The following is a 15,038-nucleotide window of genomic DNA, read 5'->3' as shown; positions in this document are numbered from 1 at the left end:
CGGCGCAGACCGCGGCGGCGGCTCCGGCTGCACCGACGCCGGCGGCGGCGACGCCTGCTGCCGGGGCGGCTGAGCCGGCAGCCAGCAACGTGCGCTACATCCTGCAGGCCGGTGCGTTCGGCGCGTCTGGCGACGCCGAAGCGACCAAGGCCAAGCTGGCCATGATCGGCCTGGCCGCGCGGGTGGAATCGGCGCAGATCAACGGCAAGACGGTATACCGCGTGCGCATGGGGCCGTATGGCAGCGCCGGGGAGCTGGCCGAGGCGAAGCAGAAGCTGGATGGGACGGGGCTTCAGGCGATGGCGATCAAGGCGCAGTAGCCGCGCGCCGCGCGACTACCCCAAGGTTGCGCTACGCGAAACCTCGGGCCCCTGCTGGTACCTCCACATCCCCGCGCCTGCCGGCGCGCCCCCTTGCACTCCAAGGGGGCTGTTGCTCCAGATGCACCCCGAATGCCGGCCCTTTGGTCGGCGTTGTTGTTTCGGACAGCACCCCTCGCTGGCGGCAAGCGGATGATGCGCTCAGTCGCGCGCGACCTGGAAGCCGGCGAACGACTGGCTGACCGGCATCACTTCGAGGCGATTGATGTTCAGGTGCGCCGGCAGCGAGGCGACCCAGAAGATCTGCTCGGCGATGTCGTCGGCGGTCATCGGGTTGGCACCGGTGTAGAGCTTGTCCGAGGCGGCCTGGTCACCATGGGTGCGGACCACGGTGAACTCGGTTTCGGCCATGCCCGGCTCGATCGTGGTCACGCGCACGCCGCTGCCGTGCAGGTCCGAGCGCAGGCCCAGCGAGAACTGGCTGACGAAGGCCTTGGTGCCGCCGTAGGCATTGCCGCCCGGGTACGGGTAGACGCCGGCAACGGAGCTGATGTTGATGATCGCACCCTTGCGCGCGACCAGCTGCGGCAACAGGCGATGGGTCAGCGTCACCAGGGCGGTGACGTTGGTGTCGATCATGGTGCGCCAGTCTTCCAGCGAGGCGCTCTGCGCCGGGGCGGTGCCCTGGGCCAGGCCGGCGTTGTTGACCAGCAGGTCGATGTCGGCGAAGCCGGCCGGCAGGGCCGCCAGGGCCGCTTCCATCGCCACACTGTCGCGCACGTCGAACACCGCGGCATGCACGCGCTCGGGACCGTAGGCGTCGACCAGCGGCTGCAGGCGCTCGGCACGGCGCCCGGTGGCGATCACGCGCCAGCCGGCCTGGGCGAAACGGTGGACAGCGGCGGCGCCAAAGCCGGACGTGGCGCCAGTAATCAGAGCGGTACGGGTCATCGAGGTACTCCGTGAAGATCCCGACCATTTTCGCACCGATGCGCGCCCGGTGTGGCGCCGGGCGCCGCCCGGCTGACCGGCGCCACGGGTCGTCCCGTCAGCGGATGCGGAATACCCGCGCCTTGGGCAGGTCTTCATCCACCTGCAGGAACCAGCGCCCGGCGATGCCCGGCACCACGACGATCCCGGGGTTGCTGCGGGCGGTCTTGAGCTTCATCTCGCCCTTGAGTACCTGCCACTGCTGGCCGTTGTCCAGGGTGAACACCGTGCCGGGGGCCCAGCCGTCCACCTGGCCGGTGACCTTGGCGTTGATGGGGCCGTCGTCCAGCCCGGGGAACATCGGGGCCGGCGTCGGCACACCCCGGCCTGCGGCAGGTGCCGCCGCGACGGCCACCGGGGCGGGGGCATCGGCCTGGGCCTGGCGCAGCAGGCGGTTCAGGGCCTGCAGCTGGGCCGGGGTCAGCCCTACGTCGGCCAGCGCCTGCGGATCCAGCCGCTGCTCCAGCGCCACATAGGGGGCCTGCGCCCACGCCGGGGCCGCCAGCAACATGCCCACACACCCGAGAACCTGCCACCTGCGCATTGCCTGCTCCACTGCCTGTCGATGCCTCATCGCGGCACTGTGCGTCACTTTCGTGGCAGCCAGATGACAGCGACCACCGGTCGCAGCCGGCCGCGCGCCCGGCACGGGGTAAAATGACCGCCAGCCGCGCAGCCGCGCCGGCGGTATTGGACGTCCCATGATCAACAACGATGTACTGCGCAGCATCCGCTACATGCTCGACCTCAGCGACGGCATGATCGCCGACACCTGTGCCCTGGCCGATCCGGCCTTCGTGGTCGACAAGGCCGATGTGGCCGGCTGGCTGCGCAAGGAAGACGAGGAAGGCTTCGTGCCCTGCGACGACCGCACCCTGGCGCATTTCCTGGATGGCCTGATCGTGCATTTCCGCGGCCGCGACGAGAGCCAGCCGGCGCGCCCGGTGGAAAAGCGCATCACCAACAACCTGGTGCTGAAGAAGCTGCGCGTCGCCTTCCAGCTGAAGGACGTGGACATGCACGAAGTGTTCGACGCGGCGGGTTTCTCGGTCTCCAAGCCGGAACTGTCCGCGCTGTTCCGTCAGCCGGACCACAAGAACTACCGCGCCTGCGGTGACCAGATGCTGCGCAATTTCCTCAAGGGCCTGACCCTGCGCGTGCGCGGCGCCTGAAGACGTCGTTGATGCGTGGCTCCGATGCAGGGGCCACGCGCCTCCACTGCCTGGCGTGGGTGAGCCATCTGGATTTCAGATGCATGGGATGAAGACGTTTCATTTCCCCCTTTCGCCCATCAGGCGGACACTGGCGCCCCTTCTTTCCCGGAGCCCGTCATGAGCAACGACGCGCCCTCGCCACTCAGCCGTTGGCAGGTCCTGCTGATGGCCTTCGCCACCGGCGTGGCCGTGGCCAGCAACTACTACGCGCAGCCGCTGCTGCATACCATCGCCGGCCAGTTCGGCGTGTCCTTCGCGCGGGCCGGCACGGTGGTGACCGTCGCCCAGCTGAGCTATGCGGCGGGCCTGATCCTGCTGGTGCCGCTGGGCGATCTGTTCGAGCGCCGCCGGTTGATCGTGGTGATGTCGCTGCTGTCCGCGGCGGGGCTGGTGCTGAGCGCGCTCAGCCATCAGTTCGTGTGGCTGCTGGTGGGCACCGCGCTGACCGGCCTGTTCTCGGTGGTGGCGCAGGTGCTGGTGCCGTTCGCGGCCACGCTGGCGCGGCCCGAAGAACGCGGCCAGGTCGTAGGCACGGTGATGAGCGGGCTGCTGCTCGGCATCCTGCTGGCACGCACCGTGGCCGGGGCACTGTCCTCGCTGGGCGACTGGCGCACCGTGTACTGGATCGCCGCGGCCGCGCTGGTGCTGACCACGGGCATGCTCTATCGGCATCTGCCGCGCTTCCATCAGACCGCCGGGCTGGGCTATCTGCAGCTGCTGCGCTCGATCGGTACGCTGTTCGCGCAGGAACCGGTGTTCCGCCTGCGCACCGTGCTGGGTGCGCTGAGCTTTGCGATGTTCGCGATCTTCTGGACGCCACTGGCGTTCCTGCTCGCCGCCGAACCGTATGGCTACAGCGATGCGACGATCGGCCTGTTCGGGCTGGTCGGTGCGGCCGGCACGCTGGCCGCGGGCGTGGCCGGGCGCATGGCCGACCGGGGCAAGGCGGCGCTGGCGACGACCGTGGCGCTGGTGCTGCTGGCCGCATCGTGGCTGCCGCTGGGCTTTTCCACGCACTCGCTGATCGCACTGGTGCTGGGCGTGATCGTGCTGGACCTGGCCGCGCAGTTGCTGCACGTGAGCAACCAGAACGTGGTCTATGCGCTGCGTCCGGACGCCCGCAACCGGCTCAATGCCGGCTACATGACCGGCTATTTCATCGGCGGCTCGCTGGGCTCACTGGTCTCGGCGCAGGTCTTTGATCGCTTCGGCTGGACCGGCGTGTGCGTGACCGGTGCCGGCGTCGCGATGGTGGCGATCGCGGTGTGGACGGTGGCGGTGGTACGCCGGTAGAGCCGACCATTGATCGGCTGCATTGCGCGCCGCCTGGGGCAGCCGACCAACGGTCGGCTCTACCGGGTGGGGTTCGCACCCGACGTCTGGAATATCGGGTGAGGTTGGCTCGAGCAGCCGACCAACGGTCGGCTCTACCCGGGTTGACGCTACGTTAGAAGGCGGTTTGTACCGCGACCTCGACGCGCGATCCCGCGTTGCCCGGGAACAACTGTTTCGCGGCACCGTCGGTGTCATGCCCGGTCACCCGCAGCTCCCACGGCCCGTGCACCCGCCACACCAGGCTGAGCTGGCCATGCAGGTAGTCATCGGCCTGCGCGCTGTCCAGCCAGTAGTGGCCTACCGCGCCCTCGACACGCCACTGCTCGCCCAGCGGCAGGCGCGCACCGAGCTGGGCGTAGGTGCCGCCATGGCCACCGGCCAACGCGTTGTCGGAGACGCCGACCTGCAGCCAGGCGCGCTCCCGCCAGGTGACGGTGCCATTGAGCTCGGTCCAGTCCAGATCGACCGTGGCGGACGGATAGACGTAGCGGGTCAGATTGACGTCCACGCTCCAGTCCGGCGTCACCGCCCCGCTCCAGCCGGCGACAAGATCAAACTCGCTGCGCGCGCCGTTGTCCGGCCGGAACGAGACACCCGAGCCCCACGCCGAGGCATACCAGCCGTTGGACGCACTGAGTTTCACGCCCGCCTGCACGGCCGGATCGCCGTCGCTCTGCGAGCTGCCGCGCCAGACATAGTCCGAAGTCAGCGTCGCGTTGCCGTCCACCGCGGCCGCCGCCGCCCCGCTCATGATCAGCCCCACCAGCACCACTCCGCCGCGCAGGCGCTGTTTTGATTGTTTACCCACCACGTGTCCCGCTCCAGATGACGGCTGCGCCGTCGAGAGCGACAGTGTCCGCGGGCACCGCGTAAAGTCGCCATGGCGCCGCCGCGCGATCGGCGCAACGTTTCTGTAAATCCTGCGTCAGGGTGGCGCCGGGAGGTGCGCGGTATCATGCCCACTCTGACCTGTTGCGAGTAATGGCGTGGACGCGATCCTGACCCCGGTATCGATTGGCGAGCTGATCGACAAGATCACCATCCTGGAAATCAAGGCCGAACGCATCACCGATGCCGGCAAGAACGCCAACGTCCGCAAGGAACTCGAGGGCCTGTGGCCGCTGTGGCAGCAGCAGGTAAGTGCTCAGCCGGGGCTGGAAGCATTGAAGACGCAGCTCAAGGCGATCAACGAGCGCATGTGGGAGATCCAGGACCAGCTGCGCGACAAGGAAGCAGTGCAGGTCTTCGACGATGCCTTCATCCAGCTGGCGCGCGGTGTCTATGGCACCAATGGCGAGCGGGTCAAGGTGAAGAACGAGATCAACCGCATCGCCGGCTCGCAGCTGGTCGAAGAGAAGCAGTACCAGGGCGAGTAATCGCGCCGGCGCGCGCCGGGCTCAGTGCCCGGTCGCGGCCATGAAGCGTTCGCGGTCCTGCTGGGTCCGCCGGCGGATTTCGGCCAGCGCTTCATTCTCGGTGGCTTCCAGCATCGATTCGAACAGCCGCTGGAAGTGGTTGCGCATGGCCAGCCGCGCCGCTGCCGGATCACGCTGGCGCAGGGCGTCCAGAATCCGGGTGTGTTCCTCGTCGCGGGTGTCATCGTCGTTGTGGCAGACGTTGGCATACACCTGCTTGACCCGCGGCAGTTCGTTGCGCATCCGCCAGATCAGCTGCACGCAGTGCTCCACCACCGGGTTGCCGGCGATCCGCGCGATCGAGAGGTGGAACTGGCGGTCGGCCTCGCTGGCCGCCGCTTCGCCCGAATTGGGGTCGACCATGGCCGCGATCAGGCCGGCCAGGTCCTCCAGTTCGGCATCGGTGATGCGGCTGGCCGCCATCGCTGCGGCCTCGGCCTCGATCACCGCGCGGGCGGCGGTCAGGTCGAACGCCGAGACATCGGGCAGTGCGCCCGGCGCCTGTGACGGTTTGGCCTTCACGTAAACGCCCGAGCCGGTCTTGATGGTGATCAGGCCCTGCGCTTCCAGCGCGATTTCCGCCTCGCGCACCGTCACCCGGCTCACGCCCAGGCGTTCGGCCAGGTCGCGTTCGCCCGGCAGGCGCGAGCCCGGCGGGAATTCGCCCTTCTCGATCAGCGCGACGATTTCGGCGGCAATGGACTGGTACAGACGGGGTTCGGACATCATCAAAGGCCTGCTGACAGGTGGCTGGGGACCGACACGCGACCGCGCCTTCAGAGAGCGGCGCGGTCGGAAAAACCGCGCCACTGACCTCAGAAGCGGTAGCGCACCCCCAGATAATACCGCCGCCCGTACGTGGTGTACTCGCGGAAGCTGCCGAGGATGGGCATATCCGACACCCGCGGCTCATCGGTGAGGTTGCTGGCCGACAGCGACAGCGACAGGTGCTTGTTCACTTTGTAGGTGGCGCGGAAGTCCAGCGAGCCATTGTCCCGCACATAGCGGTTCTGCGACGGGTCGCCGACAAACTGCTGGTAATAGTCGGAGCGGTACTTGTAGATCGCCTGCAGATCGAGCCTGCCCAGGCCCCAGTACACCTGTGCCGACGCCACATGCTTGGACAACCCGAAGATATTGGCCGGCTCGACGATACCCGGGGTCACCACGCCGGTCGAGGGGTCGGTGGACTCGCCCAGGCGCAGGTCTTCGGTCTTGAAGTTGGAATCGGCGTAGTTGTAGCTGGCCTTCACGCCCAGCCCGGAGAAGATCCCCGGCAGGTAGGAGAAACTGTGCGAGGCGGTGAACTCCACGCCGAACAGATCGCTCTTCTGGTCGCTGGTGGCCAACTGCTCCACCGGCACGGTCACGCTCTGGCCGTCGATATCGAACGATTCGTTGACGATCACCGGCATCGAGCCGCCGTTGAACTGCTTGTAGTACAGCGCACCGGACAACATGGTGTCTTCGTTGGCATACCACTCCAGCGAGAGGTCGCCGTTCCACGACATCAACGGCTTGGCGCGCGGGTTGCCGGTGGCGGTGATGCTGCGCAGCGCATCGCCCACGCTGTTGAACTCGGTATCCACCTCGCCCAGGTTGAAGGTGCGGCCAAAGCCTTCAGCGGCCAGGTCCGGACGCGACATCGCCCGATACGCGCCCACGCGCAGCAGCAGGTCCGGGCGCAGTTCGAAGGCCGCGTTGAAGCTGGGCAGCCATTCGGTATTGCTGGACTTGAGCACCTGCGAGGTGTAATCGCCGGTGGGCTCCAGGGTCACGGTGCCGTCGGGATTGTTGATCACATCCAGGCCGCTGCGCAGCCCGACCGAGCGCACCTCGGTGCGCACACCCCGCACGCCGATGTTGCCGGTCACCGGCAGGCCGAACCATTCGGCGCTGTAATCGCCCATCAGGTACAGCGCGCTGGTTTTCTCGGTGACATCGTTGTTGGCCGGGTTGCGCAGGTCCGCGCTCAGCCCGGTGTCGTCCACGCCGGTGAAGGCCTTGAACAGGCAGCGGCTGTCGAAGCTGGCCCACTGGTCGATGGTGTTGCCACTGGCGTTGGCCAGGAAATCGTCCTGCGGGAACGCCTGGCGGCAGGCCAGGTTGGCAGCGCGGATCGCGGCGACATTGGTGGTGGTGACATCCACGGTGTCGGTGTAATCGGTGTAGGTCGCCTCGGAGCGGCGCAGGCCCCCCTTGATCGCGGTGAAGAAGCCGCTTTCCGGGGTGAACGTGGCATCGAAGCGGCCGGCACGGATGGTGTGCTCGCGGTGCTGCTGACGTCGACGCACCAGCGCCGAATCGGTGAAGTTGTCCGGGTTGTTCACATCGAACGCCGGATCCAGGTAAATGCTCGGCACATCACCGCTGTAGTCATAGGTGTAATCGACGTAGCGGGTGTTCTTGATGCCGCCAACCGGCCTGCCGTTGACGTCGGTGCGGCCGGCGCGCAGGCGGGTGCTGCGTTCGATCTGATCGCGCTCGGTGTTGGAATAGGACAGATCGGTGGACAGCGTCCACGCCGGGCTCGGCCGGAAGATCACGTTGAGCCCGCCGCCGGTGTATTCCTCCTGGCGCTCCAGGAAATTGCCGGTGGAATCGACCGTGGTGCTGCCGGTGTGGTGCAGCAGCGCGCCATCATCGGTGACCACGCGGTTGTTGAGGTTGCGCATCATCGAAGACAGCGACAGATCCGAGCGGTCTTCGGTGTAATCGCGCTTGGAGTGCTGGTAGTCCAGGTTCACTTCCACCAGGTCGCTGGGGCGCCACTGCAGCGCGGCGAACTGCGAATCGCGCTTGTCGTGTTCGATGAACTGGCGATAGATGCGGCTGCTGGGCACCAGGTAGTACGGCACGCCATTGGCGACCTGGTTGCCGTTGACCTGGGTGCAGTTACGCGTCGCCCCGACCACTTCACGGCCATCGCAGGCCACCCAGGTGGAGCTGCTGGAGAACATCTCTTCCGGGTTGCTGCCTTCCAGCGCCTGTACGCCGATGGAGACACCGAGCTTGCCGGCGTTGCCCATGTCGAACTGATCGATGTAACTGGCGGTACCGCGCCAGCCGACGCCGTCCTTGTCCTTGAGGCGGTCGTCGTAATCCTGCCAGGTGCCGCGACCATCGAGCTGGAACGTGCGTTTGCCGTACTCCAGCGGTTTGACCGTCTCCATGTTGATCGTGCCCGCCACACCGCCTTCGACGAAGTCGGCACGCTGGGTCTTGTAGATCGCCACGGTGTTGATCAGCTCGGACGGGAACTGGTTGAAGTTGACCGAGCGGTCGCCGCTGCCGTTGGTGGCCTCGCGGCCATTGAAGGTGGACGAACCCAGGAACGGGCCCAGGCCGCGGATGGAAATTTCCGACGCACCGCCTTTTTCGCGGTGGGTGGAGGCGCCGGTGATGGTTTCGATCGCTTCACCGATGGACAGCGCCGGCAGGTCGCCGATGTCGTCGGCCGCCAGTACGTCGGAGACCACGGTCTCCTCGCGCTTCTTGTCGATCGAGGTCTGGATGGTGCCGCGGATGCCGGTCACCTGGACCTGATCCAGCGTGGTGGCTTGCCCCGGCGGCGAGGCCGGGGCATCGGCGTCCTGTGCGTGGGCCAGCGGCAGGGCCGCGGTGGCACACAGGGCATAGAACAGCGCGCTGTGCAGCGCGGTGCGGCGGAGGCCTCGTGGTGAGGCCGTACGGCGGTCATGCAACATCGTGATCTCCCTCCCAGGATGGATCGTCCGATTACACGGATTCGATCCGGAAGATTCACGACTGATGAACCAATGTCAATGAATTGGTACTAAAGTCTACCCCACACCACCGTCCAGACCACTTTGCGTGGAATTAATGTGCGGACGCAGCAGAAAAATGCGCAAATCACATACCACATGCGCCTAAAGTGGTATGCGATTGTGGTTGACGTCCGCGCACGGCAACCTGTTAGGATCGTGGCTCGCGTCAGTCGCCACGGTCCATCTGGGAGGGTAAGCCCGTGACTTTGCAACACTCGCAGGCGCCGTTGGCGCGGCGTCCCATGGCCAAGGCCTTGCTGTTGAGCCTGTCCCTAGCGGCATTCCCTGCCGTGGCGGCCGATTATCTGGTGCGCGACGCTGCTGCCTATGCCACCGCCGTACGCGCCCTCGCCCCCGGCGATACGGTGATCCTGGCGGACGGCGTCTGGCGGGACGTGGACCTGCTTTTCCGGGGAACCGGCAAAATTGGTCAACCAATTAAGTTGACGGCGCAGACCCCCGGCAAGGTGATTCTCAGCGGCCAGTCCCAGCTGCGTCTGGCCGGTGAGCACCTGGAGGTCTCCAACCTCGTCTTCCGCGATGGTTGGGCGCCGGGTGGCGAAGTGGTGTCGTTCCGGCGGTCAGCCAGTGAGTGGGCCAACCACAGCCGGGTGACCGGGATCGTGATCGACCGCTACAACAAGCCGGATCGCCAGCAGTCCGATCACTGGGTGGCGCTGTACGGCCAGCACAACCGCTTCGACCACAACCAGCTGGTCGGCAAGACCAATGCGGGCACCACCCTGGTGGTGGTGCGCAACGCCACCAGCGGCCTGGACAACCAGCACCGCATCGACCACAACTGGTTCGGCCCGCGCCCCAACCTCGGTTCCAACGGCGGCGAGACGATGCGCATCGGCACCAGCCACGATTCGCAGTCCGATTCGCGCACCGTGGTGGAGAACAACTGGTTCGAGCAGTGCGATGGCGAGGTGGAGATCGTCTCCAACAAGTCCGGCGGCAACATCTACCGGGGCAACGTCTTCCAAGACTCGCGCGGCTCGCTGGTGCTGCGTCACGGCCACGGCAATCGGGTCGAACGCAATGTGTTCCTCGGCCATGGCAAGGCGCATACCGGCGGGGTGCGTGTGATCAACCGCCACCAGACCGTGCGCGACAATTACTTTGAAGGCATCGCCGGCGACAACTTCGCCGCGGCCTTGAGTGTGATGGCCGGTACCCACGACGCGCCGTTGAACCGCTACGAGCAGATCGATCACGCGGTGATCGAACGCAACAGCTTCATCCAGGTCGGCACCGTGCTGCTCGGCGCGGGGCTGGATGAGGAGCGCAACGCGATGCCGGTGAACAGCCGCATCGCCGGCAACCTCTTCATCGGCGATGGCAAACGCGAGCTGCTGCGCGCGCAGGGTGACCTCTCCGGCATCACCTTCGCCGGCAACGTGCAGAGCCCGGCCGTATCGCCCGGCTTCCCCGGCGGTGTCAGCGGCCATTCCCTGACCCTGCAGCGCGCGCCCAACGGCCTGCTCTACCCCACCGCGGCGCTCGATGCCGGGGCCCCGCGCGATCTGGCCCCGATCGCCCGCGACCAGGTCGGCGTGGACTGGTACCCCAAGACCCTGACCACCACCGCCCTGGACAGCGGCGCGGTACGCACGGTCGCGCCGGGCGAGGACACCCTGACCGCCGCCGTGGCAGCCAGCGCCCCGGGCGACCGGCTGCAGTTGCAGCGTGGCCGCTACACCGTGAGCCAGGTGCTCGCGGTGGACCATCCCTTGAGCGTGGCAGGTCCCGCGCGTGGCCAGGCCAGCGTGCAGTTCTCGCGGCCCAGCCTGTTCGAGATCAGTGTGGGCGGTTCGCTGCGACTGGCGCGACTGGACATCGACGGTGCGCTCGCACCGGATGCGGCCGGCAATGCGGTGATCCGCGTGCCGCCGGGCAGCCAGGCGTTCAACTACACGCTCCTGCTGGAAGACAGCCACGTGCACGGGCTGACCGCCAACAAGGCCTTCGATGTGATCGCCACCGGCAAGGGCAGCCTGGCCGCGCGGATCGCGCTCTCGAACGTCGCGGTGGAGGACATCACCGGCAGCGTGATCGCCGCGGCCGCCGAAACCGATGATCTGGGCACCTACAACGCCGAGCAGGTCGATCTGCTGGACTCCACGTTCCGCCGCATCGGCGGGCCGGTGGTGAACCTGTATCGCGGCGGCACCGACGAAAGCACCTTCGGTCCGGCGCTGCAGGTGCACGGCAACCAGTTCGAGCAGGCCGGGGTGGCCGATGACACCAGCCTGCGCCTGCATGGCGTGCAGTTCGCCAGCATCCGCGACAACCGCTTCGACCGCAGCGGCCGCATCCGTTTCAGCCATCGCGTCGGGGAACCAACCCTGCGCATGGGCGACAACCCGCTGACGGCCACCGCGCCGTTGCTGTCCGATACCCCTGTTGAGGCCCTGCCATGAATCACGCCCCGCCCTTGATGCTGCTGCTCGCCGCCACGCTTGGCGGGGCCGCGCTGCCCGCTGCACAGGCCGCACCCGCTGCCCGGCAGGCGCCGACAGAAACCGCCACCGCACCGGTGCTGGTCACCGCCGCGCAGTGGACGCAGATGCGTGCCGAGGGTGCGCGTTCGCCGCTGTTCGCCAAGGAACAGCAGCGCGCCGAACAGCGCGTGCGCGCGATGATGAAGGCCGGCATCGACGTGCCGATGCCCAAGGACAAGGGCGGCGGTTACACGCACGAACAGCACAAGCGCAATTACCAGGCCATCCAGGCCGCCGGCGCGCTGTATCGCCTGACCGGCGACAAGGCCTATGCCACCTTCGCCCGCGACCTGCTCCTGGGCTACGCCAAGCTCTATCCGGGCCTGGGCGCGCACCCGCAAGGCCGCGGCCAGATTCCCGGCCGGCTGTTCTGGCAGACGCTCAACGATTCGGTGTGGCTGGTCAGCGCCGCGCAGGGCTACGACGCGATCCGCGACACGCTCAGTGACGCCGACCGCACGACGATCGACGACAACGTGTTCCGCGCGATGGCCGATTTCCTGTCCGGCACACCGGAGAACTTCGACAAGATCCACAACCACGCCACCTGGGCGGTCGCTGCGGTGGGCATGACCGGCTACGTGCTGCGCGATGCCAGCTACGTCGACAAGGCCCTGCAGGGCAGTAAGCGCGATGGCAGTGCCGGCTTCCTCAAACAGGTCGACCAGCTGTTCTCGCCGGATGGATATTACGAAGAAGGCCCGTACTACCAGCGCTATGCGCTGGCCCCGTTCATCCTGTTCGCCAATGCCATCGAGCGCAACGAACCGCAACGCGGAATTTTCAAGCGTCGCGACGGCGTGCTGCTCAAGGCGGTCGATGCGCTGGTGCAGAGCAGCTACGGCGGCTACTTCTTCCCGATCAACGACGCCATTCTCGACAAGGGCGTGGACACCGAGGAACTGGTGGCCGGCATCGACATCGCCTACGCGCAGACCGGTGATGCCCGCCTGCTGTCCGTCGCCAAAACACAGAAGCGCGTGCTGCTCTCGCCGGAAGGCCTGCAGGTGGCCCAGGCACTGGCGGAGAACAAGGCCAAGCCGTTTGCCTTCGTACCGACCCAGCTGCGCGATGGCCCGGACGGCACCGAAGGCGCATTGGCGATCCTGCGCATGGGCGGCGAGAACGGCCAGGCGCTGGTGATGAAGAACACCAAGCAGGGCATGGGTCACGGCCACTTCGACAAGCTCAACTGGTTGTTCTACGACAACGGCCAGCGCGTGGTGACCGATTACGGCGCGGCGCGCTTCCTCAACATCGAGGCCAAGGCCGGCGGGATCTACCTGCCGGAGAACAGCAGCTGGGCCCGGCAGACCATCGCGCACAACACCCTGGTGGTGAACGAACAGAGCCAGTTCGGCGGCGACTGGAAGAAGGGCCAGCCACTGGCGCCGACACCGCTGCTGTTCGCGGTCAGCGACGACACCCAGATCGCCTCGGCACGGATGGAGGGCGCCTACGACGGGGTCAGCTTCACCCGTACCCAGGCACTGCTCTCGCACCCCTCGCTCGGCGAGCCGGTGGTGCTGGATCTGCTGCGTGTCACCGGCAGCAAGGCCGCGCGCTATGACCTGCCGCTGCACTTCAACGGGCACATCATGGACGTGGGCTTCAAGACGCAGTCCGCGGTGGCCGCACGTCCGGTGCTGGGCAAGGCCAACGGTTATCAGCATGTGTGGATCGATGCGGCCAGCGAGCCGACCCGCGACGCGCGCAGCCTGACCTGGCTGCTGGACGGCCGCTTCTATACCTACCGCTTCGCCAGCACCGCGCCCTCGCGCGCCCTGATCGGCGAGAGCGGTGCGAATGATCCCTCGTTCAACCTGCGCCGTGAACCGATGCTGCTGCAGCGCGTGGATGGCCAGGCCGCCACCACGTTCTACGGCGTGCTCGAACCGCACGGCCAGTACGACGGCACCGCCGAAACCGTGCGGGGCGCCAACAGCCGCATCGACCGCCTCACCCACTACCGCGGCAAGGATGCAGACGTGCTGGTGCTCGACCTGGCCGGCGGCAAGCAGCTCGCCGTGGGCATCGCCGATGACCCGGCCAAGGGCGGGTCGCATGAAGTGAGCGGCGGCGGCCACAGCTGGCGCTGGGACGGTGGCTGGAAGCGCTTCGATACCGGCACCCGCACCGGCAAGGACGGCAAATGAAGGTCACCACGCAGGCCCGCACCTATGTCCGTTGGCTGATCGTGGCGCTGATCGCCATTGCCACGGTGATCAACTACATCGACCGCAACGCCCTGGCTGTGATGTGGCCGCAGATCTCCAAGGACGTCGGCGCGACCAAGGAAGACTACGCGCTGCTGGTCACGGTGTTCATGCTGTTCTATGCCGCCGGCCAGTTCGTGTTCGGCCGCCTGTTCGACATGATCGGTACGCGCCTGGGCTTTGCGCTGTCGATCGCGGTGTGGTCGATCTCCATCGCGCTGCACTCGGTCACCCACTCCATCCTGTCCTTCAGCATCGTGCGCGCCATGCTCGGTATCAGCGAGGCGGGTGCCTGGCCAGGCGCGGTCAAGGCCAATGCCGAGTGGTTCCCGGCGCGTGAGCGTGCGCTGGCACAGGGCGTGTTCAATGCAGGTGCGTCGATCGGTGCGATCGTGTCGGCACCGCTGATCGCCGTGCTGTTCCTGTGGCTGGGCTGGCGCGGCACCTTCATCCTGATCGGTGCGATCGGCTTCATTTGGTTGCTGCCGTGGCTGATCATCTACCGCGCCGGCCCGGACAAGCACCCCTGGGTGAGCGCGGCCGAGCGTGCGCTGATCCTGGATGCGCCCACCGAACAGCCGGCCGTGCCCGTCCCAGAGTACGTGCCCAGCATGCGCCAGCTGCTGGGCCATCGGCAGACCTGGGGCATCCTGATCTCGCGGTTCTTCCTGGACCCGATCTGGTGGCTGTTCGTGTCCTGGCTGCCGCTCTATCTGGCCGACACCTTCGGCTTCGACATCAAGCAGATCGGCATCTTCGCCTGGGTACCGTATGTCGGCGCGATGATCGGCAGCCTTGGCGGCGGCTGGCTGTCCGGCCGCCTGATCGGCGCCGGCTGGAGCGTGGACAAGGCCCGCAAGGTGGTGATCACCCTGGGCGGCGCGATCATGGCCCCGGCGCTGCTGGGCGCGGTGCTGGCCACCGATCCGGTCTGGGCCGTGGTGACCATCGCCTTCGTGCTGTTCGGCTTCCAGATCGCCATCGGCAACATCCAGACCCTCCCCGGCGACATCTTCAGCGGCAAATCGGTCGGCTCGGTCGCCGGCCTGGGCGGCATGGCCGCGGTGGCCGGCACGCTGATCACCACCTGGCTGGTGCCGGCGATGACCCACGACTCCTACGCACCGATTTTCATCCTGGTGGCGGCCCTGGTGCCGGCCTCCCTGCTGGCGCTGTGGCTGGTCACCGGTCGCGTGGAAAAAATCCACAGCCCGGTCGAGCGCCGCTGAGCCCTCTTCTTCCCTTTCCCCCAA

12 protein-coding genes are annotated in these 15,038 nt (G+C 67.1%); 7 read left to right on the top strand and 5 right to left on the bottom strand.

All coding sequences use genetic code 11. From position 1 onward, the window contains the following. Positions 1-320: SPOR domain-containing protein (locus HMPREF3113_RS17780; protein ID WP_175440368.1), on the top strand; the 320-nt coding region annotated here is incomplete at its 5' end. Positions 321-521: 201 nt separating this feature from the next. Here the strand turns inward: HMPREF3113_RS17780 and HMPREF3113_RS17775 are convergent. Next, positions 522-1,271 (bottom strand): SDR family NAD(P)-dependent oxidoreductase, encoded by a 750-nt coding sequence (locus HMPREF3113_RS17775; protein ID WP_019185578.1) that lies wholly within the window; start codon positions 1,269-1,271, stop codon positions 522-524. A gap of 97 nt (positions 1,272-1,368) precedes the next feature. Then, positions 1,369-1,821: a hypothetical protein gene (locus HMPREF3113_RS17770; RefSeq protein ID WP_102788886.1), complete on the bottom strand. Its 453-nt coding sequence runs from the start codon at positions 1,819-1,821 to the stop codon at positions 1,369-1,371. 190 nt (positions 1,822-2,011) lie between these two features. Between HMPREF3113_RS17770 and HMPREF3113_RS17765 the strand changes: the two genes are divergently transcribed. Together HMPREF3113_RS17765 and HMPREF3113_RS17760 are read left to right on the top strand one after the other, a co-directional pair. Then, positions 2,012-2,482: a YehS family protein gene (locus tag HMPREF3113_RS17765; RefSeq protein ID WP_046274114.1), complete on the top strand. Its 471-nt coding sequence runs from the start codon at positions 2,012-2,014 to the stop codon at positions 2,480-2,482. Between the two features lie 159 nt (positions 2,483-2,641). Beyond that, positions 2,642-3,817 carry an MFS transporter gene (locus tag HMPREF3113_RS17760; RefSeq protein WP_019185575.1) on the top strand — a complete coding sequence of 392 codons (1,176 nt, stop codon included), beginning with the start codon at positions 2,642-2,644 and terminating at the stop codon, positions 3,815-3,817. 154 nt (positions 3,818-3,971) lie between these two features. Here HMPREF3113_RS17760 and HMPREF3113_RS17755 read toward each other — a convergent pair whose 3' ends face one another. After that, positions 3,972-4,610 (bottom strand): TorF family putative porin, encoded by a 639-nt coding sequence (locus HMPREF3113_RS17755; protein ID WP_070474527.1) that lies wholly within the window; start codon positions 4,608-4,610, stop codon positions 3,972-3,974. A 235-nt stretch (positions 4,611-4,845) separates the two neighbouring features. Here HMPREF3113_RS17755 and HMPREF3113_RS17750 point away from each other — a divergent pair, with 235 nt between their 5' ends. Beyond that, positions 4,846-5,235: a DUF6165 family protein gene (locus HMPREF3113_RS17750; RefSeq protein ID WP_070474487.1), complete on the top strand. Its 390-nt coding sequence runs from the start codon at positions 4,846-4,848 to the stop codon at positions 5,233-5,235. 21 nt (positions 5,236-5,256) lie between these two features. Here HMPREF3113_RS17750 and HMPREF3113_RS17745 read toward each other — a convergent pair whose 3' ends face one another. Both HMPREF3113_RS17745 and HMPREF3113_RS17740 read right to left on the bottom strand, forming a co-directional pair. After that, positions 5,257-6,000: a FadR/GntR family transcriptional regulator gene (locus tag HMPREF3113_RS17745; protein ID WP_019185572.1), complete on the bottom strand. Its 744-nt coding sequence runs from the start codon at positions 5,998-6,000 to the stop codon at positions 5,257-5,259. 89 nt (positions 6,001-6,089) lie between these two features. Next, a complete protein-coding gene (locus HMPREF3113_RS17740; RefSeq protein WP_070474484.1) occupies positions 6,090-8,981 on the bottom strand; it encodes a TonB-dependent receptor in 2,892 nt (963 codons plus the stop codon). Positions 8,982-9,262: 281 nt separating this feature from the next. Between HMPREF3113_RS17740 and HMPREF3113_RS17735 the strand changes: the two genes are divergently transcribed. Genes HMPREF3113_RS17735 through HMPREF3113_RS17725 form a run of 3 tightly spaced genes read left to right on the top strand, consistent with a single transcriptional unit; the run spans position 9,263 to position 15,014 of the window. Next, the gene (locus tag HMPREF3113_RS17735; protein ID WP_254665325.1) at positions 9,263-11,488 is read left to right on the top strand and encodes a polysaccharide lyase 6 family protein; all 2,226 of its coding nucleotides are present in this window, start codon (positions 9,263-9,265) and stop codon (positions 11,486-11,488) included. Beyond that, entirely contained in the window at positions 11,485-13,725 is a 2,241-nt protein-coding gene (locus HMPREF3113_RS17730) for an oligoalginate lyase (protein ID WP_254665324.1), read from the top strand. The genes HMPREF3113_RS17735 and HMPREF3113_RS17730 overlap by 4 nt, the downstream gene beginning before the upstream one ends. Further along, on the top strand, positions 13,722-15,014 hold the full coding sequence (locus tag HMPREF3113_RS17725; RefSeq protein ID WP_070474478.1) for an MFS transporter: 1,293 nt from the start codon (positions 13,722-13,724) through the stop codon (positions 15,012-15,014). The genes HMPREF3113_RS17730 and HMPREF3113_RS17725 overlap by 4 nt, the downstream gene beginning before the upstream one ends. Positions 15,015-15,038 lie beyond the last annotated feature (24 nt).

The sequence above is a fragment of the Stenotrophomonas sp. HMSC10F06 genome (genome assembly GCF_001807865.1).
Classification (GTDB): domain Bacteria; phylum Pseudomonadota; class Gammaproteobacteria; order Xanthomonadales; family Xanthomonadaceae; genus Stenotrophomonas; species Stenotrophomonas bentonitica_A.
The sequence above is the reverse complement of the archived record's forward strand: the minus strand, read 5'-3'. Positions and strand labels throughout refer to the sequence as shown.